Below are 26,827 nucleotides of genomic sequence, written 5' to 3' on the forward strand. Positions count from 1 at the left end.
GGCCCGCGACGCGAGCTAACATTCAATGAATTGCTAAGTAGCGCCTTCGCCGTGGTACACAGTGATTGACCAATGATAATCCCGACCCCTCGCCGCACACCATTCGGGAAAGCTGCCGACCGGTCGAGCCTTGTACGCCTGCCAATCAAAAAGCATCTGACCATACTGCCTCGCCTCACGGTCAAGGTCGGAGACCGATTCACGATCCGCAGCGTCCTCAATCAGATCGGACGCTCGCCGCAACTCTTCCAAGGCTTCATCCAAGCTTCCTATGAGGAAACCTTCGTTCAAGTGATGGGTCGAGTAGTCAACCGAATCCAGCCGTTTGACAATCAGCATGCGCCGAATCGCCATGTCACCAGGTTCCAAGGACAGCACCCTGCCAAGTAGTTGCGGGTCTTGGCGGAGGATCGCCAGCCACCGCAGCGGGACTATGGAATCAGGACCGTCCTTCAGCCATCGTTGGAGAACAGGGTCCACGAAGCGTTTCATCAGCGGCTGTGCAAGGAACTGATGGCAACCCGGGGTGCGGAAGTGAAGCGTCAGGACAGCATTCACGGCGTCCTGGGACTTCTCGCGCTCCCACGTCTCAGCATATGAAAGGAAGGTATCGAGTGAGGCAAATGCTTCTCGCCGCAGGCCTGCCTCGCGACAACGGCAATACTCAGCGAGGTGAGCAAAGTCCTCGCATGCAGCCAATCCAGCCGCAAGCGATGCAAGACCCTCAAGGCTGTCTTTGTTCCAGTAGTGCATGAGTATTCCAGTGCAACCCAAGCTACCCCTTTGGGTCCAGTTGCAAGGCCGATTCCCCGTGCACCATATGGCAGCCCCCCCCCCCGATGCAGCTCAATCTTAAGGCGGCTACGGCGAGCCAACAAGCCAACATCTGGGCGGAACAGACGGCAGACTTCGTTATTACTCTGTACCAACGCCAACAGACATGCGAACGTCCGCCTAGGTCGATGACGGTCTACGACCAGTAGCGCTTTGATGCGCGCCCTCGCGTAGCCTTAGATGTAGCAATGGATTTACCATGCACCCATCCCGGCAGCTCCCGGGCGCCATACTCTTTTTCTCGTGAAAGCTCTTATCACCGGTAGTTCAGGCCGGATTGGCCGCGCAATCTACAACGCGGTCGCAGCCAATCATGAGGTCATTGGCCTCGACCGCTCCCCTTTCTCCTGCTCGTCGCTTATTGGTGATTTCACCGATAGCCGATTGCTGCACTCGGCATTGCAGGGCGTCGATGTAGTTTTCCACACCGCCTCGTACCACGCGCCACATGTCGGCCTGGTATCCGATCGCGAGTTCGAGCGGGTTAATGTGGCGGGTGTGCAGCAATTGCTGGAGGCTGCGCAGCAGGCGGGCGTGAAACAGGTGGTCTATACCAGTACCACCGCGCTGTATGGCGATGCTGTCGCCGAGCAGGGTTGCACGTGGATCGACGAATCCGTGACGCCGCAGCCCAAGACGGTGTACCACCGCACCAAGCTGGAAGCCGAGCAGATCCTGGCGGACTGGTCCGGTGCAGGGCTGACATGCAGCGTCATCCGCATGTCGCGCTGCTTCCCGCAGCCTGCGGATCAGATGTCGGTGCTACGCCTGCATCGCGGTATTGATGTCCGCGATGTTGCTGATGCGCATGTGGCGGCGTTGGCTTTGCCGGCCGGCTCTTTCTGTCGATTCGTCGTCAGCGGCTCGACGCCGTTCCAGCCCGAGGATCTTGGGCAGTTGGGGCGCGATGCGGGGGAAGTCCTGCGGCTACGCTGCCCGGCGCTGGTTGCCGAGCATGAGCGACGTGGTTGGCCGCTGCCTGCGGTCATTGACCGGGTTTATGACAACGCCGCTATCCGGCAGGCATTGGGCTGGGAGCCTGCGTTTGGCTTCGGCGAGGTATTGGCGCAGGTGGATCGGCGCAGTCTGGAAGTGCTGCCGTATACGCGGGACTTTGTTGACCGGACAGTCGATTGATCCGGCGCGATGTCGTTTCGATTGAGTTCGCTTGCTTCGCGGCTTACGCCGCTCCTACAAGCAGCGGCGTTATTTCAGCTGCGAGGGTGATACGCCGAACTGCCGTTTGAACGCGGCACTGAAACTACTGGTGTGTGCGTAGCCCGCGATATCAGCGGCTACTTCCACCGGCACGCGCTGCCTCAGCAGTGCTTGTCTCGCACGCTCCAGCCGCAGCGTGCGCAGATAGGCGGCGATGCTGCTGCCGTGTTGCTGCTGGAAGCCGCGTTGCAGGTCCACCGCATTGGTGCCCAGCTGCCGCGCCATCTGGTTGATGCTGAGACTGTCGGCCGCGCCGCTGTGCAGCCATTGCTGCAGGCGTTCCACGCAGCGCTGCAGGTGCGCGCCAAGCGCGCGCTCGCCCTGCTCTGCTGCCAGTGCTTGCACCACGCCCGCCGCAAGTTCCAGGGCAAAGCTTTCCTGCTGCAGACGGCGCAGCAGCGGCGGGCTGCAGGGATCGGTTTCAAACAAGCCTGCCGCTCGCCGCAGCAGGGCTGCGCTCGGCTGCCAGCGCTGGTTGCGGGCATGGCTGCGGCGCAGGCGGGTGATGCCCGGCGTGGCAACGCCATCGAGCTGCTGGGCCAGCCAGCCGTCGCTGAAGTGCAGGCTGACCTTGGTTTCCTGGCGGCCGGCCTGCCAATGGCGCAGGAACTGGTCGTCCTCGCGCAGGTGGATCAGCATGGCCGGGTTGCGGTTGTGGCGGCTGTCCAGGCGCAGGCGTTCGTCGCCGATGACCACGTCGGCCTCGCCCTGCAGCAGGAAGCTGGCGGTCAAACCCGCCGGCAGGCGGTTGTGGCTGCAGCCGCCCACCATGTCGCGGCTGCAGCTCAGGTACAGCACCAGGCCGGCGTCCAGTGCCTGCACCCGCTGCCAGCCGGCCAACACTGGCATGGCGTCGGGCAGGCCGGACGCGAAGTCCACCTGGCCGCCCAAGGCGTGGGCTGCGTCCATCAGTTCGGCGCAGGTATAGACCTGCATGCAAGGCACCCACGATTGTCGTTGTGCCTAAATTTTCCTTCGCCGCGCCTAAACTTTCAATGGTATTGATAACTATTCTTATTTGAAGGGTCGCGTGTGGGCGGCCCTTCCCCCGTATTCAGTGAAGGTCAGCGGCAATGGGTTTGACGATCAAGCAGGCGGCCGTGGTCCGCGCCGTCTTCCACGATGCGGTCAGTGCGGACGAGATCCGCTATTGGTTGCAGCGCGTGGAAGCACTGATCGTGACGGCCACGCCGTTCTACTTCATCGCCAGCACCGCGCCCGGCGCCAGCTTCAGTGACGATTACCGGGCCATACAGGCGGTCTGGTACAAGCAGCACAAGCCGGCCTTCCGCCAGTACTGCAAGGGGCTGGTGCGCATTGCCAGCAGCGCGGCCGAACAGCAGCGGCTGGATACCCCGGCCCTGCATGCGGCCTGGGGCGTGCCCTATCTGGTCACCACCGATGCCGCCGACGGCATGCGCTGGATCGGCCAACAGTTGGAGCAGGCCGATGCGCACTGAGCGCGCTGCCGCCTCCCACTTCGGCCTGGGCGTGATCGTGGTGCTGTACATGGCCCATGCGCTGCCGCTGTATTTCTACAACGTGGCGGTGCCGGCCATCCTGCGCAGCCAGGGCGTGGACCTGCGCTGGATCGGCATGTTGTCGCTGCTTTATCTGCCGTGGGCGTTCAAGTTCCTGTGGGCGCCGCTGGTGGACCGCTGGCACCTGCCGGCATTGGGCCGGCGCCGCAGTTGGTTGTGGCTGACCCAGCTGCTGTTGCTGGTCGGCATCCTGGTATTGGCCTTCACCGGGCTGGACCACGGCCTGACCGTATTCGTGCTGGTCGGCATGTGGATCTCCACCATTGCCGCCACCCAGGACATTGCCATCGATGGCTATACGGTGGAAGCGTTGGCACCGGCCGAGCACCGCCTGGGCAGCATGGCGCAGAGCGTAGGCGTGGCGCTGGGCAGCATGGTCGGCGGTGCCGGCGTGCTGTGGCTGTATGAAACGCGCGGCTGGAATGTGGCCCTGCTCAGCCTGGCCGCAATGAGTGCGCTCACCCTGTTCGCCGTGCAGCAGATCAACGAAGTGCCACGCCCGGCGGCAGGTCAGCGGCCCAGCGTGCTGCGTGCGCTGCGCCGGCCCGAGCTGCGTTGGGCGCTGTTATTGATCGTCCTGTACCGCATGGTGGAAGCCCCGGCGATGGCGATGGTCAATCCGCTGCTGGTGGATCAGAAGTGGAGCCTGACCGAGATCGGCCTGCTGATCTCGGTGGGTGGCGCCGGTGTTGGCATGTTGGCCGCCGTGGGCGCGGCCTGGTTGCTCAAACAGCGCAGCGCCGAGCAGCTGCTGATGCATGCCGGTTGGTGGCGCACGCTGCTGTATGTACTGCTGGCCGCGCTGCTGTACAGCGGTGTGCTTGCCACCTCGCAGTTTTGGCTGGGCGCACTGGTGATTGCCCTGCTGGCGCTGCGCTATGTGGCGATGACCAGCCTGTATGCCTTGTTCATGCGGATCAGCTCGCGCGAGCAGGCCGGCACCGACTTCACCTTGCTGGTCTGCTTCGAACTGCTGATCTATTTCATCGGCGGCGCGCTGTCCGGCTTCCTCGCCAAGGGCCTTGGCTACACCGCGTATTACGTGGCGCTGGCGATTGCCTCTGCACTTGGCTTGCTGTTGTGCCGTCCGCTGCTGCGCCGTTTCGCGCCTTCCCCTTCTTCTCCCTGATACGTTCCGAGGACACCATGCGGCATACCGCAGCAACGCTTCCGCTCGCCCTGCTGAGCCTGGCCATCAGCGGCCAGCTGGCAGCACAGACCAGCACCACTGCCGGCACCCGCCAGCTTGATGCAGTCAGCGTCACCGCCGTGCGTGGCGCGCGCAGCGTGGCCGAGATCGCCGGCACCGTGTACGCCATCGAGCGTGAGCAGATCGCCCAGCAGACCGCGGCCGGCCGCAGCACCGCCGACATCCTCGGCCAATTGGTGCCGTCGCTGGCGCCGGCCAGTGGCACTACCAGCAACTACGGCATGACCATGCGCGGGCGCAGCGTGCAGGTGATGATCGATGGCGTGCCGCTGACCGGCGCACGCGATGGCTCGCGTCAGCTCAACAGCATCTCGCCGACGATGATCGAGCGCATCGAGGTGATCTCCGGTGCCACCGCGCTGTATGGTGCCGGTGCCAGCGGCGGCATCATCAACATCATCACCTTGCAGCCGGGTGATGCGCCGGTGCAGCTGGCGAGCCAGCTCGGCCTTCGCGCGCCGTCAGATGTATCCAGCGACAACCTGGCCTGGAATGCCGCGCAGACCATGACCGTGCGCGGTGACAGCTTCAGCGGTGCCTTTGGTATTGCCTACGGCCGTCAGGGTGCATCGCTGGATGCACACGGCCGCCGCATCGGCCCGGAGATCGCCCAGACCGACCGCCAGGACACCGAGACCAAGGAACTCAACGCCCGCCTGGATTGGGCGCTGAGCCCTACGCAGCAACTGAGCGTGGGCATGCGCTGGTATGACGACCAGCAGGACAGCGACTACGGCCCGGATTACGGCCCGCGCCTGGCGGCGCTGTTCAACCCCGCCTACCAGCCCAGCCACAATGCGGTCGATGGCCTGCAGTTGAATGCACAGCCGCGCACCCGCCACCAGGGCGTCAACGCGCAGTACCGCAACCGCGATGTGTTCAGCGGCCAGGAACTGAGCGTGGAAGCCTATTACCGAAACGAACAGGGCCGTTGGTTCCCGTCGGTATCCACCCTGGTGCATCCGGCGCTGCCCGGTGGCTATGCCTATGTGGCGATGCAGTCCAATACCGACATCGACGTCTGGGGCCTGCGCACCGCGTTGCACAAGGGCTTTGATATCGGCGGTCGCAGCCTGCAGCTGTCCTATGGCGTGGACCATGAGCGCGAGCAAGACAGCCAGCGCGGGCAGATGTACGACATCAACACCTTCATCGCCAGCAATGGCTTGAAGTACACGCCGACTGCCCAATACGCGATGGGCCCGGATGTACGGGTGGATACCACCGGCCTGTTCCTGCAGGCCGACCATGCGCTGAGTGAGCGCTTCAGTGTGCAGGCCGGCGTGCGTCATCAGATCCTGCGCAACAACGTGGATCATTCGCTGCCCTACACCGAGGCCATCACCGCCGACGCAGTGCCCGGCTATCAGCCGCAGCTGCTGGCCGGTGGCCGCGTGCGGCATTCGCAGACCTTGTTCAATGCCGGTGTGGTCTACAAGTTCAGTGATGCGCAACAGCTGTTCGCGAACTTCTCGCAGGGCTTCAGCCTGCCGGATACACAGCGCATGCTGCGCGACGTACCGGCCAACTTCGTCATCGACAGCCGCAACATCGGCCCCATCAAGGTGGACAACTACGAGCTGGGCTGGCGCTTGAGCAACTCGCAGCTGCAGAGCGCGGTGACCGCGTTCTACAACCGCTCGGACAAAACCGTGCAATTCAACCGCAACTACAGTGTGTCGGTGGCTGACACCGATGAGCGCGTATATGGCGTGGAAGCCAACCTGCGCTATACGCCTACCGCGCAGCTGGAGTTGGGTGCCAGCGTGGCGAGCACGCGCGGCCAGTACCGCGATGCCGCCGGGCAGTGGCGCGAGCTCAATGCCTTCCGCGTGTCGCCATTGAAGGCTGGCGTGCATGGGCAGTGGCGTTTTGCCAACGACAGCCTGTTGCGTCTGCAGGGCCAAGCGGTGGGCGGCACGGATGCTGCCTGGCGTGATGCGCAGGTAGCGGCGGTCAGCCCGGCCATCCGCGCGACGCCGGCGGCGAAGATCCGCGGCTACGCGGTGTTTGACCTGATTGGTGAGCTGCCGCTTGCGGGTGGGCGCTTCAGTGTTGGCGTCTACAACCTGGCCGACCGTGACTACAAGACGGTGTATGGGCAGCAGGCGGAAGCGACCTACGGCAAATTGTCGAGCGTGCCGGCGCAGGGAAGGACGTTTGGGGTGGGGTATCGGGTGGAGTACTGAGGGCTCGGAGGGCCGGGGACACTAGTAGCCCCTCTCCCGCTTGCGGGAGAGGGGTTGGGGTGAGGGGAAGCTTCTAGCGAGCAGACCCAACGCTTTTAAAGCTTCCCTCATCCGCCCCTTCGGGCCACCTTCTCCCGCAAGCGGGAGAAGGGACTGCTCGCGGCCCCTGCCGCTCTTTACCGCCGCGCCGCCAAAATCCGCGTCAACAAATCCGCCGTCCCCTCAATCCGCCGCAGATGCGGATAGCGCAATCCCTCGCGGTAATCGATGCGCACCGTGCGGAAACTATCCGCCTGTCGCACGATCAACTCGATCGGCGTGCCGTTCTGCTTGCCATCCGTCACGGCCTGCTTCAACCGGCCACCGCTGTACGCCAAACCGTTCACCGCAATAATGGTCACGTCCTTGGCCAGGCCCGCCTTGAATGCCGGGCTGTCCCAGCCAACGGCTTGCAACACGCCATCACTGCCTGCCTTCAAGCCCAAGGAATACTGCAGGTCGGTTGCGCCATCGGCCTCGCCGTCGGCAATCACCAGGTTCGGTTGCTCGTCGTAGTACAGCTCCCAACCGGCGGCAGCCAAACCGTCCGGTGCCTTGCCATCGCGTGCGTCCAGGCGGCTGCCGATGAAGCTGTCCCAATCACCGGGTTGCACCGCTTCCAGCCCCTGCATCACGTCGGCGCGCTCATACAGGCGGATGTCGCCCTGCTTGCCGCCTTGATGGAAGCGCTTGGCGAAATCATCCAGCGTGACCTTGCCTTTGGACAGTCTGCGCAGCCGCGCATCCACGCCCAACCACAACAGGGTGCTTTCGTTGTAGAACTCGAATGCTCGCTGCCAATCGGCCCAGGCCTGCGGCTTCGAATTGAAGTCGAGGATGCCCTGATGCACGGTGTCCTGCAGATCGCGCCAGTGGCGGCCGGGCTGGGTGGCGTAGTTGGCCTGCAGCTGGGCCAGCATGGCCATCGCGTAGTCCGGCTTCCACAGGCCCGAACGTGCGGCCAGTACGACTGCCCAGTACTGGGTCTGGCCTTCGTACATCCACAGGTCATCGTTGAACATCGGCGCGTTGTAATGCGGCACCCAGGTTGGGCGCGGGCGCCAGGCCTTGCCTATCCATGCATGGGCGTATTCGTGCGGCAGCAGATCGTTGTCGGTGTACGGGCGCTCACCGCGCAGGTAACCGTCGTGCATGCCGTTCTCACTGCTCTGCGCGTGTTCCAGGCCAATGCCGCTGAATACATCCGACACCGCCAACAGGAAGTTGTAGCGTGTATACGGGCGCGAGCCGAACACTGCATCGGCCTCGCGCACCAGCGCACGATGCGCGTCCAGCACCTTGGCATCGGCTTGCAGGCCTTGCGGGTTCTCGCCAAATACATCCAGCCACACCGGTTGCTTGGAAGCTTCATCCAATGCGAAGCGCTTGAAGTACTGGCCCGCGAAAACCGGCGAATCAATCAGGGTCATCAGCGACACCGGCGTGTACTGCTCCGTGCCACCACTGTGTTGGGCGACGTCCAGGGCAGTGCCGCTCTGCCAGCCTTCCGGCAGGCGCAGGCTGGGTTTGACTTGGATGCCGCGCGCGTCGTAACCGGCCGGGTACAACAGCACGCGGTGCCATTGCAGGTCGAGCATGTTCGGCGTCATTGCCACGCGGCCCTGGTCGGACGCGGTAGGTGACAGGTACTGGAACTCGATATCCAGCATGCTGACGCCTTCCGGCACCTGCAGCTTGAAGGCGTACATGTCGCCGGAATCACGCGTCCATTGCAGTGCCTGGCCGTTGCCACGGATGACCAGGCCGGCCATCTGGTTGATCGGGCCGGTAGGCGCGTGGTTGCCGGGGATCCACTGCGGATACCACAGGGTCAACGCGCCAGCCGACACCGGAATGCGTTGGTGCACGCGCTGGATGCGGCGCTGCAGGTCACTGGCATCCACCTCCAGCTCGATAACGCCCGGGTAGCTGGCCTGCACCTGCATTGCCGCCGCGCGTGCGTCCAGCGGCTGCGCCTGCGCGCATGCCAGCGGCGCTGCGGCACCCAGCATCATTGCCAACAACCAGTTACGTCCCCGCATCACGCACCGCCCTTTGCCTGAAGTGATTGCATCCTAGCCCGGCCCGCTCCAGCCGCGCACCCGCTGCCATACCAGGCAACGGTTGTTGGCGGGCATGGCCACGTCCTCCCGCAGCACCAGCTGCTGTGCGCGGGCCAAGGCGTCGACGGCCTCGAAATCGCGGATGCCCGAACGCGGGTCACGCGCCTTCAACCAGCCGTCGAAGTTGCGGTTGCTGTCGCTGGTGAATGCACCGTTGTAGTTGAACGGCCCATAGGCGATGAACAGCGCGTCGGGCGCCATCAACAACGGCAAGCCGGCGAACACGGCCTGCACTTCCTCCCAGCCCATGATGTGCAGGGTATTGGCGGTGAACACCGCATCGAAGCCGGCCAGGTCGTCATGCACGGGCAGCGGCGGCAACGGTTGCAGCCCGCCGCCGACCACCGCCTGCAGTTCCAGCGCTGACGGGGTATTGGGCAAACCGGCCTCGTCCAGCCACAGGCCGATGCCGGGCAGATGGTCGCGGTGATCGCTGGCCTGCCAGCGCAGCCAGGGCAGTGCGGTGGCGAAGTGCACGGCGTGCTGGCCGGTGCCGCTGCCAATCTCCAATACGCTGCGGGCCTGGCCCAGGTAGCGCTGCAGCACCTGCAGGATGGGCGCGCTGTTGCGCTCGCAGGATTCGGCGTAGGGCTTGGTCATGATCGGGGCCTGTTGATAACACTGAAGATTGTGCCGCAGTGCCGGTTTGCGGCCATGCATGACCATGGTCACTTGTGCTCAAACCCTTGGCCCGCCGAGATTCAAGGGTCTTGTGCGGTGCAGTGCATCGCTGGCTCTGGAGTTCCGTCCCTCATGCAACGCCGCCAGTTTCTTTCGCTTTCCGGCCTCGGCCTCGCCGGTTTCATGCTACCCAATGCCCAGCTGATCGCAGCCGAGGAGTTGTTGGCTCCGGCCGATGTGGCCAAGAAGAAGCTGCTGGCCGACACCGTGCTTGCGCTGGCCAAGCAGGGCGGCGCCAGCTACTGCGATGTGCGTATTGGCCGCTACCTCAACCAGGCCATCGTCACCCGCGAGGACCGGGTGCAGAACGTCACCAACAGCGAGTCGGCCGGCGTTGGCATTCGTGTGATCGTCAATGGCGCCTGGGGCTTTGCCGCCAGCAACCAGTCCAGCGCGCAGGGTGTGGCCGCTGCGGTGACGCAGGCGCTGGCCATTGCCCGCGCCAACGCGAAGATCCAGACCAAGCCGGTGCAGCTGGCACCCACGCCGGGCGTGGGCGAGGTGCAGTGGAAGACGCCGATCCGCCAGAACGCGATGGCCGTGCCGGTCAAGGACAAGGTGGAGCTGCTGCTGTCGATCAATGCCGCTGCGATCAATGCCGGTGCCAACTTCATCAACTCGCAGCTATTCCTGGTCAACGAGCAGAAGTATTTCGCCTCCAGCGATGGCTCGTGGATCGACCAGGACGTGCACCGCATCTGGCTGCCCTTCACCGCCACCGCCATCGACAAGGCCAGCGGCAAGTTCCGCACCCGCGCCGGGCTGTCGGCGCCGGCGGGCATGGGCTGGGAATTCCTGGACGGCAATGCCGCCGACAAACACCAGCTGCCCGGCGGCGTGGTCGGCTATGGCCATTCCTATGACCCGGTGGAAGACGCCATCGCTGCCGCCAGGCAGGCACGGGCCAAGCTCAGCGCGCCGTCGGTGAAGCCGGGCAAGTACGACCTGGTGCTGGACCCCTCCAACCTGTTCCTGACCATCCACGAGAACGTCGGCCATCCGCTGGAACTGGACCGCGTGCTTGGCTACGAGGCCAATTACGCAGGCACCAGCTTTGCCACCTTGGACAAGCGCGATGCCGGCTTCCGCTGGGGCAGCGACATCGTCAATTTCACCGCCGACAAGACCGCCCCTTACAGCCTGGGTGCGGTGGGTTACGACGATGAAGGCGTGAAGGCCCGCAAGTGGGATCTGGTCAAGGACGGCGTGCTGGTCAATTACCAGGCCACTCGCGACGAGGTGCACATCCTCGGCGAGAACGCCTCGCACGGTTGCAGCTACGCCGATTCGTGGAAGAGCGTGCAGTTCCAGCGCATGGCCAATGTATCGCTGGCGCCGGGCAAGACGCCGCTGACGCCGGCGCAGATGGTCAAGGACGTGGAGAACGGCATCTACATCCATGGCCGTGGTTCGTATTCGATCGACCAGCAGCGCTACAACGCACAGTTTGGTGGTCAGCTCTGTTACCAGATCAAAAACGGCGAGATTGCCGGCATGGTCGAGGATGCGGCATACCAGATCCGCACGCCGGAGTTCTGGAACGCCTGTGCGGCGATCTGCGATGAGCGCGATTTCCGCATGGGCGGTTCGTTCTTTGACGGCAAGGGCCAGCCGGGGCAGGTATCGGCGGTGTCGCATGGTTCGTCGACTACGCGCTTCAATGGGGTGAACATCATCAATACGGCGCGGTCGTTGGGGTAAGGCATAGAGCTGCCCTCACCCCAACCCCTCTCCCGCAAGCGGGAGAGGGGCTATCAGATCGCAGGCTTAGCCGCAGACTCGCAGATCGCAGGCTTGGCCGTGGACTCGCAGGTCGCAGGCTTAGCCGTGGACTCGCAGATCGCAGGCTTGGCCATAGACTCCCTTCTCCCGTCTACGGGAGAAGAGCCTGTCCCCGCGAAGGCGGGGATGCCCCGAAGGGGCGGATGAGGGGAAGCTTTCAGCGCGTTGTATAACCACCATTGACCAAAATCGTCTGCCCGGTCATCCACCAGCCGTCCGATACCAGGAAACGTACCCACGGCACGATGTCCTCGATGTCGGTCAGGCCGGTCTTGGAGAACGGTGACAGCGCTGCCGCCGTCTTGTGGTACGCCACCGCATCGGCGCCCTCGGCCGGGTAGAAGAACGGCGTATCCATCGGCCCGGGACCAATCGCGGTCACCGATATGCCGCGCTCGCCGAATTCCTTGGCCGCCGCACGCGTGTAGTGCTCCACCGGCGCCTTGGTGCCTGCATAGCTGGAATAGAACGGCGTGAACGCGCCCAGCAACGAGGTCACCAGCGTGCATACCTTGCCGTTGTCGGCGAGATGAATGCCGGCTTCCTTCAGGAAGAAGAAGGCGGTCTTGTTGTTCACCGCGTCCATCGCATCGAACTCAGCCTCGCTGATCTGCGTCATCGGCTTCTTCAAGACCTTGCCAACCGTGTTGACCGCGATATCGATGGCGCCCAGCGCCTGCTTCGCATCTTTGAACAGCTGCTCCATCGCCGCGGCCGAGGTCAGGTCGGACTGGAACAGGTGTGCATCGGCGCCGGCGGCGCGCACCGCCTCGGCGGTGGCTTCGGCCTCGCCGCGGGCAGCGTCGCTGTTGTAGTGGATGGCGACGCCGCGAGCGCCCTGGCGGGCGAAGTCCCGGGCCAGCAGGCCGCCCAGGTTCTTGGCGCCACCGGCGATGAGGACGGTCTTGCCTTGAATGCGGTGGTCGGTCACGGCGAACTCCTGTGGCTGGGGAATGCCTCAGAGCCTATCGGCTTGGTTTTCCGGATAAAGCCGGTCATCCTGACTTCACTTGTCGGCCAATCCGGACAATCGCCGTGGACCGTATCGAGCTGTACCGCGTTTTCGTCCGTGTGGTGGACTGCGCCGGCTTCACCCGCGCCGCCGACCAGCTCAACCTGCCCCGCTCCACGGTCTCCGAAGCCGTACGCACGCTTGAGCAACGCCTGGGCACCCGCCTGCTCCATCGCACCACCCGCCAGGTCACCCCTACCCAGGATGGCCTGCTGTTCCATGCCCGCTGCCAGCAGCTGATCGCCGATGCGGACGAGGCCGAGCAGCTGTTCCGGCAATCGCGACAGACCCTGAGTGGGCGGATCAAGGTGGACCTGCCCGGGCGCATCGGCCGCCTGATCATCGCCCCGGCATTGCCCGGCTTCCTGCAGGCGCATCCACAGATCGACGTCGAGCTGGGCATGACCGATCGCAGCATCGACCTGGTCGAGGACGGCGTGGATTGCGCGCTGCGGGTCGGCCCGCTGCAGGACTCACGCCTGGTGGCGCGGAGCATGGGCCAGCTGCCACTGATCAACGTGGCCAGTCCCGCCTATGTGGCCGCGCATGGCATGCCTGAACACCCATCCCAGCTGGGCACGCATTGGGGTGTGCTCTATGCCTCACCCGGCAGCGGCAGGGTGGAAGCCTGGGAATGGCGCGAGAACGGCATCCTGCGCAGCCACACCCTGTCGGGCCGGGTCACCGTCAACAGTGCCGAGGCCTATATCGCCTGCTGCATTGCCGGCCTGGGGATGATCCAGATTCCCGCGTATGACGTGCGTGCCGAGTTGGCGGCCGGCAGCCTGCTGGAAGTGATGCCCGCGCATCGCGCCGATCCCATGCCGATGCATCTGCTGTTTCCGCATCGTCGCCATCCTTCGCAGCGGTTGCGGGTATTCGTGGAGTGGTTGCAGCAGGTGTTGGGGGACGCGGTTGGCTGAGTGGATGCTTCTTTGCCTGCCAACAGGCAAAGCGAAAGCTCACCCCTCCCCAACCCTCCCCTTCGCTGCGCGAAAGGGAGGGAGCAAGCGCCCTCTCTTCGAGGATTGGGGAGGGGTGAGCCGTTCGCAGAAAATCCAAATAACCTCGGCTTCCATGCCTAAAGTCACTACCGCTGCAAACCCGGTCCCGCAAAAATCGAACAGTTCGCAGACCACCGCGAAGCCATCGTCGTTTGTTGCCGCAGCGCCCGCCTGACGGGCCTTGCCCCCCTTTGGAGAGCAGCCTTGCATAGACGTGACTTCCTGGCCCTTACCGGGCTTACCGCTGGCGGCCTGATGGTGCCGTCCTTCTTCGGCAAGGCCATCGCCGCCGAACAACTGCTCACCACCCTGGACCCGGCCATCAAGAAGCGCCTGGCCGATGACGCCTTGAACGCGGCCAAGGCCGCAGGTGCCAGCTACTGCGATGTGCGCATCGGCCGTTACCTGCGCCAGTTCGTGATCACCCGCGAGGACAAGGTCCAGAACGTGGTGAACACCGAGTCCACCGGCACCGGCATCCGCGTCATCGTCAACGGCGCCTGGGGCTTTGCCGCCACCAATGACCTGAGCCCGGCCGGTGTGGTCAAGGCCGCACAGCAGGCCGCCGCCATCGCCAAGGCCAATGCCAAGGTGCAGACCGCGCCGGTGCAGTTCGCCAAGGCGCCGGGCTACGGCGAGGTCAGCTGGCGCACGCCGATCAGGAAGAACGCGATGGAAGTGCCGATCAAGGACAAGGCCGACCTGTTGCTGGGCGTGAATGCCGCAGCGATCGGTGCCGGTGCCAGCTTCGTCAACTCGATGCTGTTCCTGGTCAACGAGCAGAAGTACTTCGCCTCGACCGATGGCTCCTACATCGACCAGGACGTGCACCGCATCTGGGCACCGATGACGGTCACCGCCATCGACAAGGCCAGCGGCAAGTTCCGCACCCGCGATGGGCTGTCCTCGCCGATGGGCCTGGGCTTCGAATACCTGGATGGCGAGGCCTCCGGCAAGACCGTGCTGCCCAACGGCGTCACTGTCTATGGTCAGTCCTACGACATGCGCGAAGACGCCATCGCCGCTGCCAAGCAGGCGCAGGAAAAGCTCAAGGCGCCGTCGGTCAAGCCGGGCAAGTACGACCTTGTGCTGGATCCGTCGCACACCTGGCTGACCATCCACGAATCGGTTGGCCACCCGCTGGAACTGGACCGCGTGCTTGGCTACGAAGCCAATTACGCCGGCACCAGTTTCGCCACCATGGACAAGCGCGACGCGCATTTCCAGTACGGCAGCGACAAGGTCAACATCTTCGCCGACAAGACCCAGCCCGGCTCGCTGGGTGCAGTGGCTTACGACGATGAAGGCGTCAAGACCAAGCGCTGGCCGCTGATCAGCGGCGGCAAGCTGGTCGACTACCAGACCATCCGTGACCAGGCGCATATCCTGGGCAAGACCGAATCCGACGGCTGCTGCTATGCCGATTCGTGGTCCAGCGTGCAGTTCCAGCGCATGGCCAACGTCTCGATGGCGCCGGGCAAAACCCCGCTGTCGGTGGCCGACCTGATCAAGAACGTCGAGAACGGCATCTACATCATCGGCGACGGCTCGTTCTCCATCGACCAGCAGCGTTACAACGCGCAGTTCGGTGGCCAGCTGTTCTATGAAATCAAGAACGGCCAGATCACCCGCATGCTCGAGGACGTGGCCTACCAGATCCGCACGCCGGAGTTCTGGAACGCCTGCAGTGCCGTGGCCGACGAACGCGACTACCGCCTGGGCGGTTCGTTCTTCGACGGCAAGGGCCAGCCGGGCCAGGTCTCGGCCGTGTCGCACGGCTCGTCCACCGCCCGTTTCGACGGCATCAACGTCATCAATACCGCGCGCAGCCTCGGCTGATCGTCAAGGAGCTTTTGAACCATGAGCATCTTCACCGAACAGGAAGCCAAAGCCATCCTGGACAAGGTCATCGCGCTGTCCAAGGCCGATGAATGCACCGCCACGCTGGCCGGCTCGGTCAACGGCAATATCCGTTTCGCGCTGAACAACGTGTCCACCAGCGGTATCGTCAACAACGCACAGCTGGCCGTGCAGGTTGCCTTCGGCAAGCGCGTCGGCACCGCCTCTATCAATGAGTTCGACGATGCCGCGTTGGAACGGGTGGTACGCCGCGCCGAAGACCTTGCCAAACTGGCACCGGAAAATCCGGAGTTCATGCCGGCCATCGGCAAGCAGGATTACAAGCCCAGCCCGACCTTCAGCGAATCCACCGCGGCGATCGATCCGGATTTCCGTGCCAAGGTGGCCGCGGACTCCATCACCCCGTGCCGCGGCCATGGCCTGATCGCCGCAGGCTTCCTGGAAGACGGTAACGGCTTCTACGCTATCGCCAACAGCAACGGCAACTTCGGCTACCAGAAGTCGACCAGCTTCGACTACACCTGCACCGTGCGCACCGAAGACGGCCGCGGCTCGGGCTGGGTGGGCCGCAACCTGAAGGACGCATCCGACTTCAAGGCCGACCAGGACATCGAGATCGCCAAGCGCAAGGCCAGCGAATCGGCCGATGCCAAGGCGCTGGAGCCGGGCAAGTACACGGTGATCCTGGAGCCGGCCGCAGCGGCGGGCCTGATCAGCTTCATGATGAATTTCTTCGATGCACGCTCGGCCGATGAAGGCCGCAGCTTCCTGTCCAAGAAGGGCGGTGGCAACAAGCTGGGCGAGCAGGTCTACGACCCGAAGGTGAACCTGTTCGCCGACCCGTGGCACCCGGAAGCACCGGTACTGCCGTGGGATGGCGAGGGCATGGCGCGCGAGCGCATGGCCATCATCGAGAACGGCAAGGTGGCCAACCTGGATTACTCGCGCTACTGGGCGCAGAAGCAGGGCAAGACTGCCAGCGCCAGTGCCGGCAACCTGCTGATGAGCGGCGGCACCAAGTCGATCGCCGAACTGGTGCGTGGCACCGAGAAGGGCATCCTTGTCACCCGCACCTGGTACATCCGCATGGTCGACCCGCAGACCGTGCTGCTGACCGGCCTGACCCGCGACGGCACCTTCTACATCGAGAACGGCCAGATCAAGCACCCGGTGAAGAATTTCCGCTTCAACGAATCGCCGGTGATCATGCTCAACAACATCGATGAGCTGGGCAAGCCGGTGCGTGTGGCCGGTGACGAGTCGAGCTTCGTGATGATGATCCCGCCGATGAAGCTGCGTGACTTTACGTTTACCTCGTTGTCGGATGCGGTGTAACTGATTTCCCCTTCTCCCTCCGGGAGAAGGTGCCCGAAGGGCGGATGAGGGTTGGGCGTGAAGCGCCTACCCTCACCCCAACCCCTCTCCCGAAGGGAGAGGGGCTCCAATCGAGTCCTCTGCTTTTGTCCTCACCCCGTCTAACGCGAGCGCAATTCCTTCACCTGCTGCTGGGCGGCGCGGTGACGGCCGCCTTGCCGGGCATCGCACGCGCACAGGCCAGCCGCTACGACTTCTGGTTCACCCGCCTGCGCTACGACTCCGGTGACTGGGACGTGGATGCGCGCATGCCATCCAACCTGATCACCTCGCTGGTCGACTACACCACGCTGCGCGTGGACCCCAACGAGCACGTGATCGCCCTGTCCGACCCGAAGATGCTGCGCGCACCGTTCTGCTACCTGGCCGGCCACAAGCTGGTCGAGTTCAACCCGGACGAGCGCCGCAACTTCGAACGCTATGTGCGCAACGGCGGTTTCGTCTTCGTCGATGACTGCAACCATGATATCGACGGCCTGTTCGCCACCTCCTTCGAAGCACAGATGCGCAGCATCTTCGGCACCACTGCATTGAAGAAGCTGCCCAACAACCACGCCGTCTACAACAGCTTCTTCAAGTTCCCCGAAGGCCCGCCCGCCACCGGCTTCGAGCTCAATGGCTGGGGCGACGACCTGGTCCACGACTACCTCAAGGGCATCGAAATCGATGGCCGGCTGGGCGTGCTCTACAGCAACAAGGACTACGGTTGCGAATGGGACTACGACTGGCGCAACAAACGCTTCCTGGCCGAAGACAACACCAAGTTCGGCGTGAACATCGTGATGTACGCACTGACGCATTGACCCCACAGGTGACCGCATGACCGCCCCCAATTTGGACTCATTGCTGCCGCGCCTGACCGAGCTGCGCAGCGCGCTCGCGCAGGCCGTGGTTGGCCAGCATGACGTCGTCGAACAACTGCTGATCGGCCTGCTGGCCGGCGGCCACTGCCTGCTCGAAGGCGCGCCCGGACTGGGCAAGACGTTGCTGGTACGCTCGCTTGGGCAGGCCTTGGAACTGCAGTTCCGCCGCGTGCAGTTCACGCCTGACCTGATGCCCAGCGACATCCTCGGCACCGAGCTGCTGGAAGAAGACCATGGCACCGGCAAGCGCGCGTTCCGCTTCCAGCAGGGTCCGATCTTCACCAACCTGCTGCTGGCCGACGAACTCAACCGCACGCCGCCCAAGACCCAGGCCGCACTGCTGGAGGCCATGCAGGAACGCACGGTCAGCTACGCCGGCACCACCTACGCCCTGCCCTCGCCGTTCTTCGTGCTGGCCACGCAGAACCCGATCGAGCAGGCCGGCACCTACCCGCTGCCCGAAGCGCAGCTGGACCGCTTCCTGCTGCATGTCCGCGTCGACTACCCCAGCGAAGCCGAAGAGCGCGACATCCTGGCGCAGACCACCGGCAGCCACAGCGGCGTGGTGCCCAAAGTGATGGACGCCGAAGCGGTGAAGGCATTGCAGGCGGCGGTGCGCGATGTGCATATCAGCCCCGACCTGCTGAGCTGGATCACCCGCCTGGTCCGCGCCAGCCGCCCCGGCGACGGCGCACCGGCTGAAGTGAACAACTGGATCAAATGGGGCGCCGGCCCGCGCGCCGGTCAATCACTGGTGCTGGCCGCCAAGGCCCGCGCCCTGCTGCAAGGCCGCTTTGCCGCCACCCGCGAGGATGTACAGGCCTTGGCCGCACCGGTAATGCGCCATCGCCTGCTGCTGTCCTTCGCCGCCGAGGCCGAGCACAAGAGCGCCGACGACGTGATCGCCGCACTGCTGCGTGCGGTACCGTTCCCGGCCTGATACGACCCCTGAAGCATGGCCGCCCCCACGCCACCGCTGATCCCTGCCGATCTGCGCAGCCGCCTGCGTAGCCTGCGGCTGTGGCCGCAGCGGGCCAGCGGCAGCCGTGGCATCGGCGCGCACGCCAGCCGCAGCCGCGGTGCCGGGCTGGAGTTCGCGCAGTACCGCGCCTACGAACCCGGCGACGAGCTGCGCCAGATCGACTGGAAGCTCTACGCACGCTCGGACCGCTTCTTCGTGCGCGAATCCGAACGCGAAAGCCCAATCACCGTCTGGCTGCTGCTCGATTGCAGCGCCTCGATGGGCCAGGCCGACCAGGCACGCCCGGACTGGCAGCGCTTGGACGCCGCCAAGGCACTGGCGGCCTGCGTTGCCGAGCTGGCCATGCAGCAGGGCGACGGTTTCGGCCTGATCGCACTGGGCGCTGATGGCGTGCAGCTGCTGCCCGCCGGCAACGGCTTGCGCCAACGCGACCGCCTGCATCTGCAGCTGCACGCCCTGCGTGCGCACGGGCAATGGCCGCCGCAACAACGTCTGTCACCGCTGTGGGAACGCATTGCCAGCAATGATCTGGTGGTGATGATCGGCGACGGCTTCGACGAGGCCGGTATCGAACTTGCCGAGCGCCTGGCCAAGGCCGGCCGCGATGTGGTGCACCTGCAGTTGTTGACGGTGGAAGAACGCGATTTCCCGTTCCGCGATGGCCATCGCTTCCGCGATCCGGAAACCGGCGACGAACTGCTCAGTGACGGCGCCAGTGTGCGCAGCACCTATCTGGCCCGGTTTAGCGAAGCGCTGCGCGTTCTGGATGCACGCCTGCAAACGGCCGGCATCCGCCACGACACCGCCTATCTGGACGAAGCCATCGACGCGCCCTTGCAGCGCTTGTTCGGGCGCCGCGCCGGGAGTGGTGCATGAGCCTGCTGTGGTTGTTCCCGGCCGGCTTCATTGCCTTGGCTGCACTGTTGCTGCCGCTACTGATCCATCTCGCCCGCCGCAGCGAACAACGCATCATCGACTTCGCCGCGCTGCGCTGGCTGTCGGCCAAGCCACGGCCGCGTCGGCGTATCCGTTTCGACGAATGGCCGCTGCTGCTGTTGCGGCTGCTGTTGCTCACCCTGCTTGCGCTGCTGCTGGCGCGCCCGGCATTGACCGGCGTGGCGGATAGCCAAGCCCGCGTCGCAGTGCTGCCCGGCCTTGATCTGGCTGCCGCACGTGCAGCGGTGGGCAATGCTGATGCGCAATGGCTGTGGCTGGCACCGGGCTTTCCGCGCACCGACAAGGCGGCAGCGCCCCCGGCAGCGCAGCCGTTAGCCAGCCTGCTGCGTGAGCTCGACGCCAGCCTGCCGGCCGATGCGTCCCTTACCGTGGTGATGCCGTCGGTACTGGATGGGCTGGACGCGCAGCGCGCCCAGCTCTCGCGCGAGGTCCGCTGGCAGGTGCTGGAACATGCACCCGTCGCTGCAGCGCCAACCGCGCCCGCACCACCGCGCCTGCAGATCCGCCATGACGCCGAAGGCAAGCAGGGCCTGCGCTACCTGCAGGCGCTTGTAGCTGCCTGGAACAGCCCCACGGCCGACGCCGGCAACGACGATGTCGCGTTCACCGATAACGCGGCATTCCACATCTGGTTGTCAGCCAAACCACTGCCCGCCGGCCTCCTGAACGGCCCCAACGCTGGCGGACGCCTGCTGGTGGATGCACGCACGCCCGTGCCAGCAGACGCACAGCGCATGCCGCTATGGCGCGACGCAGACGGCAGGCTGGTGCTGGAGCAGATCAACACCGCACAAGGCCAGTGGCTACGCTGGGCCGCACCGCTGCAAGCCGCCAACCTGCCCGTGCTGCTGGACGCAGGTTTCCCGGCACAGTTGCGCGCCATCCTGCAGCCGCCAGCCGCTGCAGGCCGTGCCCAGGCAACGACGATGCAGCCGCTGACCGGCGCTGCTGCCTATCCGCAGCCAGCGAAGGAAGTGAGTCACTGGCTGATCCTCGCCATCGCCTTGCTGTTCCTGCTTGAGCGTTGGCTTGCCAGCGCACCGCGGCGTCGGGGTAGCGCATGAAGGCGCGTGAGCTGCTGCAAACGGCGCGACGCCGTCGCCTGCTGGTCAGCATGGTCACCGGCCTGCCGCTGGCCATTGCACTGGGTCTGGTCGCTGCACGCGTTCTTGGCCTGGATGCGGCGTACATCGCCGGCACCTTCGCCTTGCTGCTGGTCGCTGCGGTTGCGGTCTGGCGCGCCCGTCGCCTGGATGCGCGCTGGCTGATCAAACGATTGAACGAACATCCACGTTTTGAGGACAGCGCCGATCTATTGTTTGCCGTTCCCGACACGCTCAATCCGCTGCAGCAACGCCAACGTCGTCATGTCGAACAGCAACTGCAGCGTGACCCACCGGACCTGCGCCCACGCTGGCCGTGGCGCGCGGCCTTGCTGTGCTGGCTCGGCGCCCTGCTGCTGTCCGCCGCTGCGGTGATGTGGCCACGCGCTGCCGGCACACCCACTCCATTTGCAGGCGCAGGCCCCCGCGACAACACCACCCGCAACAGCGCGCCGGTGTTGCGTGGCACCTGGCTGCAGGTCAGCCCACCGGCCTATAGCGGTCAGGCCTCAAGCTCGGGCGACAAACTGGATGCGCGTGCGCTGCAGGGCAGTCGCCTGCAATGGCGCCTGCAATTTTCGCCGCAGCCGCAACAGGCGTGGCTGCAGTTCCACGATGGCCGCCGCATTGCCTTGCAAGCCGATGGCGACTACTGGCGTGGCAGCGAGGTATTGCAGCGCGCTGGCCTGTATCGCATCCACACCACTCCTGCCCTGACCGATGCCGGTCGTGCCTATCGTCTCGACGTGGTCGTTGACCGCCCACCGCAGGTGAAGGTGATCGAGCCGGCACAGACCCTCAACCAGGCCGCACCGCGCCAACGCAGCTGGCAACTGCGCTTTGAAGCGACCGACGATTTCGGCGTGAACAGCACAGCGACGCTGGATATCACCACGGCAAAAGGCAGCGGCGAGAACATCAGCTTCCAGCAGCGCCAGCTCAGCCTGAGCGGCAGCGGCCCGGCCACCGCGCGGCGCTTCGCCTACAGTGCCGACCTGGCCGCATTGGGGTTGGAACCGGGCGATGAAGTGGTCGCGCGGCTGAGCGTGCGCGACAACCGCAGCCCGCAGCCACAGGAAGCGCGCAGCGCCAGCCTGATCCTGCGCCTGCCCAGTGAACAGCAGGTGCAGGCCAGCGATCTGGAAGGCGCGATCAAGAAGGTGATGCCGGCCTACTTCCGCAGCCAGCGGCAGATCATCATCGACGCCGAAGCCCTGCTCAAGCAGCGCGGCAGCCTGGACGCGGATACCTTCACCAAGCGCGCGGATGCCATCGGCGTGGACCAGCGCATCCTGCGCCTGCGCTACGGCCAGTTTCTGGGCGAGGAAGCCGAAGGCGGTGCCAAAGCCCCGCCCACCGGTGACCTGCCGACCAGCGATGCGCCCACTGCTGACAGCCACGCCGATCACGCCGACGATGACGGCCACGATCACGGCGGCAGCAGCGGCGCCGCGCCGGTATTCGGCAGTGCCACCGATGTGCTGTCCGAGTACGGCCATACCCATGACCACGCCGAGGCCGCCACCCTGCTGGACCCGCAGACCCGCGCCATCCTCAAATCCGCACTGGACCAGATGTGGCAGTCCGAGGGGCATCTGCGGCAAGGCCATCCCGATCAGGCGCTACCCTATGCCTATAAGGCGTTGGGCTTCATCAAGCAGGTGCAGCAGGCCGAACGCATCTACCTGGCACGCGTGGGCAGCGATCTGCCGCCCATCGACATGGCCCGGCGCATGACCGGCAAGCGCGACGGCCTGGGCAATCGCGGCGTACAGCTCGGTGCACGTCCGGCCGCTGATGCCGTTGTGGCCAACGCATGGCAGGCGCTGGCAACCCATTCGCAGGATGTGGATCTGGATGCACTCACGCGCTGGCTGGACAGCCATCCCGATGCCGTGCCCGATCCCTTGGATGTGGTCGCGGCCATCGATGCACTGCGCCAGCAGCCGGCCTGCCAGCGTTGCAGGCAGCAGCTGCGCGACCAGCTCTGGCCCGCCCTGCGGCGCGCCCAGGGCCCACCCGCGCGCCGCGAGGCGGCCGATACGGTGGGTCGCCGTTATCTGGAAGCACTTGGCGCACCGACGGAGCCCGCACGATGATGTCCTGGCTGCCGTTGCTGTTGATCCTGCTTGCGGTCGTACTGGCCAGCCTGCGCTTCGCGCTTGCACCGCGCCCGCGTGCGCCGCGTCTGGCAGCGCTGCTGCTGTTGCAGGTGGTCGCCGCAGTGCTGCTTTACTTCACCCTGCAGCCGCCCGCGCGACCTGGCCATGCCGGCATCCTGGTGGTTGCCACTGCAGGTGCGGATGCAACGGCGCTGGCGTCGGTGCCCGCGGCGACGGTTGTACGTCTGCCCGAAGCACCGCGCTTGGCTGCTGCAACGCCGGTGCCGGATCTGGCAACCGCATTGCGCCAGCACCCGGGCACGCGCGAGGTGGTCATCATCGGCCAGGGCTTGCCCGCCCGTGATCGCGACGTCGCGCTGCCTGCGCTGCGCTTCCTGCCCAACGCGGCACCGCGTGGCCTGGTGGAAGTGCAGGCACCGCCATTGCTCGCACCTGGCGCCAGCTTCAACGTGCATGCACGCGTGCAAGGCCTGCCCAATGCGCGCGTTGAGCTGCTGGATCCCGCCGGCCATCGTGTGGCCATCATCAATCCCGATGGCGCTGGTCGCCTCACGCTTGCCGCCAGCGCACGCGAACCGGGGGACGTGCTGTTCACCCTGCGCGCGCTCGATGACAAGGGCAAGGTGCTGGATCAGCTGCCGGTCCCAGTGCGCGTGCGCGCCGTGCCCGCTCCGACCCTGCGCCTGTTGGCCGGCGCGCCAGGTCCGGAACTGAAGTACCTGCAACGCTGGGGCAACGATATCGGTGCCACCGTGCAGACCAGCATGCTGGTCGGTGGCGGCCTGCAACTGGGTGACGCACCCGCAGCGCTGGATGCGGCCAGTCTGGCGCGGCTGGATCTGCTGCTGCTCGACGAACGTCGCCTTGCCGCCTTGTCGTCAGCGCAACGGAGTGCGATCACTGAGGCAGTGCGTGGCGGACTGGGCGTATTGGTGCGCACCAGCGGCGCATTGGACGGCAGTGCGCGCCGCGCCCTGCGTGACTGGGGTCTGCAAACACGTGGCGGAGAGCAGACCAAACCGGTCACCCTACGGAACACGAACGATGTCGGCCAGGACGCCGTCGCTCTGGTCGTCGAACGATTCAACATCGATGTCAGCGGCACCGACGTAGTGCCCTTGCTGGTGGCCGCAGATGGCAGTGCGATAGGTGGCTGGCGCGCACTCGGCCTTGGTCGTGTTGGCATCCTGCCGATCACCGACAGCTATACGCTGGTACTGGCCGGACACGCAGCCGCGCACGCCGAGATATGGAATGCAGCCTTGGCCGCGTTGGCAAGACCGCTATCGACTACCGCCCCGCCATCGCTGCCAGCATGGGCATGGAGCGGCGAGCGCATCAGTTTGTGCGGCTTGAAAGCGCCTTTGCAGCTGCTTGGCGAAGATGGCTCGGGCACGCCGTTGTTGCCTGATCCTGCCGCCGGCGGCTGCGTCGCCGCGTGGCCGCAACACGCGGGCTGGTACCACATCGATGCGGCCGGGCAACAGGAAAGCCTGCTGCTGTTGGATCCAACCAAGGCAGCTGCCATGCACGCTCAACAGATGCGCGATGCAACACTCGCCTTGAGTGGTGGTAGTGCACGTTCAGTGCCGCTGCCGATTCCCGGCCCGCGCTGGCCATGGCTGTTGGGCTTCGTCGTTGTTGCCGCCTTGCTATGGTGGATGGAGCGCAGGCGCGCACCGCAGGCCACAGTGGCCTGAGTTGCATGACCGTTCTGTCTCGGGCTGCGACCCAAGCCCGGGCATCGCATGACCCGCATCACTTATTCATGTTGTTCTTCACCCATTGGCAACCTTGCTGAGGTAGAAACACACACGCAGGGGGTTCCAAGCTAGGGGTCCTACCGATGATGCACCGTCATACCGCAGTGCTGCTGTCTGCCGTCATCACCAGTGCCGTAGTCGTTCCCGCACTCGCTCAAACCGCCATCAAGGCACCTGTTGCCGACACTGAACAGGTGTTGGACATGCAGTTGAAAATGGAAGAAGCACGCATGCTGCCCTTGCGTGCGATGTATTCGCGTTACATGCGCCAAGCGTATCGCCGCTATCCCAGCATCCCACGCGGCACCTTGGAGTCGCTGGCCTACGTGCAGAGCCGTTGGTCGCCGTTGCAACCCGACGCACAGGACCAGGACGCCGCACACCTGCGCATGCCACCCTCCTGGGGTGTGATGGGCCTGTATGCCGGTGGTGGCTTTGAAGACCAGGTGGGTGAAGCGGCAAAGCTGCTCGGCGTGTCCGCTGCTGCCGTCCGCACCGATGCCGCCACCAACATCCTGGGCGCCGCCGCATTGCTGGACGCACAGATCCGCCAGGATCATCCCGACGCAGGCAAAGCGGGCCCACCCGAACCCGAAGCCATCCGTGCTGCACTGATGCGCTATGCCGGCTATGCACCCGCGGCAACGGGTGTCGCGCAGAAGAGTGCGGTGGACGATTACGCACGCACCAGCTTTGCCTACGATGTGCTGCTGGCGCAGGACCGCGGCGTCAATGACCGCGGCATCGTGGTACCCGAACGCGCGATCGCCTGGGAACAGGCCTTCGATGCACCGCAGCTGGTGACACTGAGGGCGCCAATGGTGCGCCTGGACATCAGCAAGGATCGCGTGGAGACCGATACCTTCCAGGTGGACCCCATCAGCGAGACCCTGCAACGCCGTGCCACAACCACCACAGCCAACGCAGTGGCTCCAGCGTTGGACGCTGGCATCCAGAGCACAGACTACGGCCCGGCGATATGGAGCGCGGCGTCCTCATCCAACTACACCGCCTCGCGCTCTGCAGCAGTGAGCGCAGTCGCCATCCATACCGCGCAGGGCAGCTACGCCGGCACCATCTCCTGGTTCAAGAACGCCTCGGCCCAGGTGAGTGCGCACTACGTGATCCGCTCCTCCGATGGTCAGGTCACGCAGATGGTGCGCAACGCCGACACAGCCTGGCACATCCGCAGCCAGAACAGTTTTACCCTGGGCATTGAGCACGAGGGGTATATCGACAACAGCTCGTGGTACACCAATGCCATGTACGAGTCGTCCGCTGCGCTGGTGCGCAGTTTCTGCGCCAAGTACAGCGCGATCAGCTGTGCCAGTGCCTACAAGGGTGCGGCCAGCAGCGGCATCAACGTGCTGGCTACCAGCGTCAAGATCAAGGGCCACCAGCATTACAGCGGCCAGACCCACACAGACCCGGGCATCAACTGGAACTGGGCCAAGTACTACACGCTGCTGAACCCGGGCAGCGGTGGCGGCACCGGCGCGGTTACCTATCTGGATCGCTTCGAGAGCAGCGTTGGCCATTTCAACACCAGCCCCAGCTACTCGGGCAGCACCACCGGCATCAGTACCGCATCCACGGCTACACGGGATTGCACGACGCAGAAGAACGGCAGCTGCTCGCTGCGTGTGTTGCTGAAAGACAACACCGCAAGCACCGCCGCGTGGGCAGTGCGCCTGTTGTCAGGCAGTGGCACGCCGGCCAGCAATACCGCATTGACCCGCAGCAATGGCGTGGTTGGCTTCTGGGTGTGGAGTGGCGGGGCGGGAACCACGGTGGGGCTTGGCATCGATGACAGTGATGGCACCGAGCGTTCGACCAGCAAGGCGATTGCGGCCAATACCTGGACCTATGTGTCGTGGTCGTTGAGTGATGCGGCGCAGTGGAATGCGTGGGTGGATGGCAACGGCACGATCACTGGCAGCAGCGTGAAGCTGGATGCGATCTGGCTGTATCACGCCAATACCGCGTATGACGTCAATGTGTATATCGATGATGTGCAGATAAAGAACTAAGCGGTTGGTCTGGGGTGGTGCGGTGTACCCGGGGTTCCGTGTGGGAGCCCCGGGTGCGCTGCGCTTACCCGGGCTACGGGTGGGTGGCTTTGGCTTTGGCTTTGGCTTTGGCTTTGGCTTTGGCTTTGGCTTTGGCTTT

At 64.9% G+C, this 26,827-nt stretch carries 20 protein-coding genes; 15 read left to right on the forward strand and 5 right to left on the reverse strand.

Features of this window, described 5'->3' with window-relative positions; genetic code table 11:
- Positions 1-33: 33 nt before the first annotated feature.
- The gene (locus RT460_RS11990; RefSeq protein WP_313319189.1) at positions 34-753 is read right to left on the reverse strand and encodes a hypothetical protein; all 720 of its coding nucleotides are present in this window, start codon (positions 751-753) and stop codon (positions 34-36) included.
- Positions 754-1,077: 324 nt separating this feature from the next.
- On the opposite strand from RT460_RS11990, the gene RT460_RS11995 reads away from it, so the two are divergent.
- Positions 1,078-1,971, forward strand: coding sequence for an NAD(P)-dependent oxidoreductase (locus tag RT460_RS11995; protein WP_313319190.1), 894 nt, complete (start codon positions 1,078-1,080; stop codon positions 1,969-1,971).
- A gap of 69 nt (positions 1,972-2,040) precedes the next feature.
- Here RT460_RS11995 and RT460_RS12000 read toward each other — a convergent pair whose 3' ends face one another.
- Entirely contained in the window at positions 2,041-2,988 is a 948-nt protein-coding gene (locus tag RT460_RS12000) for an AraC family transcriptional regulator (protein ID WP_313319191.1), read from the reverse strand.
- Positions 2,989-3,125: 137 nt separating this feature from the next.
- Here RT460_RS12000 and RT460_RS12005 point away from each other — a divergent pair, with 137 nt between their 5' ends.
- From RT460_RS12005 to RT460_RS12015, 3 genes are read left to right on the forward strand one after another with little or no spacing between them, the layout of a single operon-like run.
- Complete coding sequence (locus RT460_RS12005) at positions 3,126-3,512, forward strand: hypothetical protein (RefSeq protein ID WP_313319192.1); 387 nt, start codon at positions 3,126-3,128, stop codon at positions 3,510-3,512.
- A complete protein-coding gene (locus tag RT460_RS12010) occupies positions 3,502-4,722 on the forward strand; it encodes an MFS transporter (protein ID WP_313319193.1) in 1,221 nt (406 codons plus the stop codon). The genes RT460_RS12005 and RT460_RS12010 overlap by 11 nt, the downstream gene beginning before the upstream one ends.
- A gap of 17 nt (positions 4,723-4,739) precedes the next feature.
- Complete coding sequence (locus RT460_RS12015) at positions 4,740-6,992, forward strand: TonB-dependent receptor (protein WP_313319194.1); 2,253 nt, start codon at positions 4,740-4,742, stop codon at positions 6,990-6,992.
- 176 nt (positions 6,993-7,168) lie between these two features.
- On the opposite strand, the gene RT460_RS12020 is transcribed toward RT460_RS12015, so the two are convergent.
- Complete coding sequence (locus tag RT460_RS12020; RefSeq protein WP_313319195.1) at positions 7,169-9,073, reverse strand: peptidase M61; 1,905 nt, start codon at positions 9,071-9,073, stop codon at positions 7,169-7,171.
- A gap of 33 nt (positions 9,074-9,106) precedes the next feature.
- Positions 9,107-9,754 (reverse strand): DUF938 domain-containing protein, encoded by a 648-nt coding sequence (locus RT460_RS12025; RefSeq protein WP_313319196.1) that lies wholly within the window; start codon positions 9,752-9,754, stop codon positions 9,107-9,109.
- A 153-nt stretch (positions 9,755-9,907) separates the two neighbouring features.
- On the opposite strand from RT460_RS12025, the gene RT460_RS12030 reads away from it, so the two are divergent.
- Entirely contained in the window at positions 9,908-11,536 is a 1,629-nt protein-coding gene (locus tag RT460_RS12030) for a TldD/PmbA family protein (protein ID WP_313319197.1), read from the forward strand.
- Positions 11,537-11,774: 238 nt separating this feature from the next.
- Here RT460_RS12030 and RT460_RS12035 read toward each other — a convergent pair whose 3' ends face one another.
- A complete protein-coding gene (locus RT460_RS12035; RefSeq protein WP_313319198.1) occupies positions 11,775-12,548 on the reverse strand; it encodes an SDR family oxidoreductase in 774 nt (257 codons plus the stop codon).
- 104 nt (positions 12,549-12,652) lie between these two features.
- Between RT460_RS12035 and RT460_RS12040 the strand changes: the two genes are divergently transcribed.
- The 10 genes from RT460_RS12040 (at position 12,653) to RT460_RS12085 (ending at position 26,688) form a co-directional block, all read left to right on the forward strand.
- On the forward strand, positions 12,653-13,552 hold the full coding sequence (locus tag RT460_RS12040) for a LysR family transcriptional regulator (protein ID WP_313319199.1): 900 nt from the start codon (positions 12,653-12,655) through the stop codon (positions 13,550-13,552).
- Positions 13,553-13,837: 285 nt separating this feature from the next.
- Entirely contained in the window at positions 13,838-15,472 is a 1,635-nt protein-coding gene (locus tag RT460_RS12045; protein WP_313319200.1) for a TldD/PmbA family protein, read from the forward strand.
- 21 nt (positions 15,473-15,493) lie between these two features.
- Positions 15,494-16,828: a TldD/PmbA family protein gene (locus tag RT460_RS12050; protein WP_313319201.1), complete on the forward strand. Its 1,335-nt coding sequence runs from the start codon at positions 15,494-15,496 to the stop codon at positions 16,826-16,828.
- 125 nt (positions 16,829-16,953) lie between these two features.
- On the forward strand, positions 16,954-17,670 hold the full coding sequence (locus RT460_RS12055) for a DUF4159 domain-containing protein (RefSeq protein ID WP_313319202.1): 717 nt from the start codon (positions 16,954-16,956) through the stop codon (positions 17,668-17,670).
- 16 nt (positions 17,671-17,686) lie between these two features.
- Positions 17,687-18,670, forward strand: a complete 984-nt coding sequence (locus tag RT460_RS12060; protein WP_313319203.1) for a MoxR family ATPase — start codon at positions 17,687-17,689, stop codon at positions 18,668-18,670.
- Positions 18,671-18,685: 15 nt separating this feature from the next.
- Complete coding sequence (locus RT460_RS12065) at positions 18,686-19,588, forward strand: DUF58 domain-containing protein (RefSeq protein WP_313319204.1); 903 nt, start codon at positions 18,686-18,688, stop codon at positions 19,586-19,588.
- Entirely contained in the window at positions 19,585-20,733 is a 1,149-nt protein-coding gene (locus RT460_RS12070; protein WP_313319205.1) for a BatA domain-containing protein, read from the forward strand. Before RT460_RS12065 ends, RT460_RS12070 begins: the two co-directional genes overlap by 4 nt.
- Complete coding sequence (locus RT460_RS12075; RefSeq protein ID WP_313319206.1) at positions 20,730-22,871, forward strand: hypothetical protein; 2,142 nt, start codon at positions 20,730-20,732, stop codon at positions 22,869-22,871. The genes RT460_RS12070 and RT460_RS12075 overlap by 4 nt, the downstream gene beginning before the upstream one ends.
- Entirely contained in the window at positions 22,868-24,595 is a 1,728-nt protein-coding gene (locus tag RT460_RS12080) for a carboxypeptidase regulatory-like domain-containing protein (RefSeq protein ID WP_313319207.1), read from the forward strand. The genes RT460_RS12075 and RT460_RS12080 overlap by 4 nt, the downstream gene beginning before the upstream one ends.
- Before the next feature lie 149 nt (positions 24,596-24,744).
- The gene (locus tag RT460_RS12085) at positions 24,745-26,688 is read left to right on the forward strand and encodes a peptidoglycan recognition family protein (RefSeq protein ID WP_313319208.1); all 1,944 of its coding nucleotides are present in this window, start codon (positions 24,745-24,747) and stop codon (positions 26,686-26,688) included.
- Positions 26,689-26,827: the final 139 nt, after the last annotated feature.

It is taken from the genome of Stenotrophomonas sp. (genome assembly GCF_032061965.1).
Lineage (GTDB): Bacteria > Pseudomonadota > Gammaproteobacteria > Xanthomonadales > Xanthomonadaceae > Stenotrophomonas.

What these genes read in the sequence shown, in the direction of transcription:
- RT460_RS11990 (WP_313319189.1), bottom strand. Translation starts at nt 753, where the DNA reads ATGCACTACTGGAACAAAGACAGCCTTGAGGGTCTTGCATCGCTTGCG.
- RT460_RS12000 (WP_313319191.1), bottom strand. Translation starts at nt 2,988, where the DNA reads ATGCAGGTCTATACCTGCGCCGAACTGATGGACGCAGCCCACGCCTTG.
- RT460_RS12005 (WP_313319192.1), top strand. Translation starts at nt 3,126, where the DNA reads ATGGGTTTGACGATCAAGCAGGCGGCCGTGGTCCGCGCCGTCTTCCAC.
- RT460_RS12010 (WP_313319193.1), top strand. Translation starts at nt 3,502, where the DNA reads ATGCGCACTGAGCGCGCTGCCGCCTCCCACTTCGGCCTGGGCGTGATC.
- RT460_RS12015 (WP_313319194.1), top strand. Translation starts at nt 4,740, where the DNA reads ATGCGGCATACCGCAGCAACGCTTCCGCTCGCCCTGCTGAGCCTGGCC.
- RT460_RS12020 (WP_313319195.1), bottom strand. Translation starts at nt 9,073, where the DNA reads ATGCGGGGACGTAACTGGTTGTTGGCAATGATGCTGGGTGCCGCAGCG.
- RT460_RS12025 (WP_313319196.1), bottom strand. Translation starts at nt 9,754, where the DNA reads ATGACCAAGCCCTACGCCGAATCCTGCGAGCGCAACAGCGCGCCCATC.
- RT460_RS12030 (WP_313319197.1), top strand. Translation starts at nt 9,908, where the DNA reads ATGCAACGCCGCCAGTTTCTTTCGCTTTCCGGCCTCGGCCTCGCCGGT.
- RT460_RS12050 (WP_313319201.1), top strand. Translation starts at nt 15,494, where the DNA reads ATGAGCATCTTCACCGAACAGGAAGCCAAAGCCATCCTGGACAAGGTC.
- RT460_RS12060 (WP_313319203.1), top strand. Translation starts at nt 17,687, where the DNA reads ATGACCGCCCCCAATTTGGACTCATTGCTGCCGCGCCTGACCGAGCTG.
- RT460_RS12065 (WP_313319204.1), top strand. Translation starts at nt 18,686, where the DNA reads ATGGCCGCCCCCACGCCACCGCTGATCCCTGCCGATCTGCGCAGCCGC.
- RT460_RS12070 (WP_313319205.1), top strand. Translation starts at nt 19,585, where the DNA reads ATGAGCCTGCTGTGGTTGTTCCCGGCCGGCTTCATTGCCTTGGCTGCA.
- RT460_RS12075 (WP_313319206.1), top strand. Translation starts at nt 20,730, where the DNA reads ATGAAGGCGCGTGAGCTGCTGCAAACGGCGCGACGCCGTCGCCTGCTG.
- RT460_RS12080 (WP_313319207.1), top strand. Translation starts at nt 22,868, where the DNA reads ATGATGTCCTGGCTGCCGTTGCTGTTGATCCTGCTTGCGGTCGTACTG.
- RT460_RS12085 (WP_313319208.1), top strand. Translation starts at nt 24,745, where the DNA reads ATGCACCGTCATACCGCAGTGCTGCTGTCTGCCGTCATCACCAGTGCC.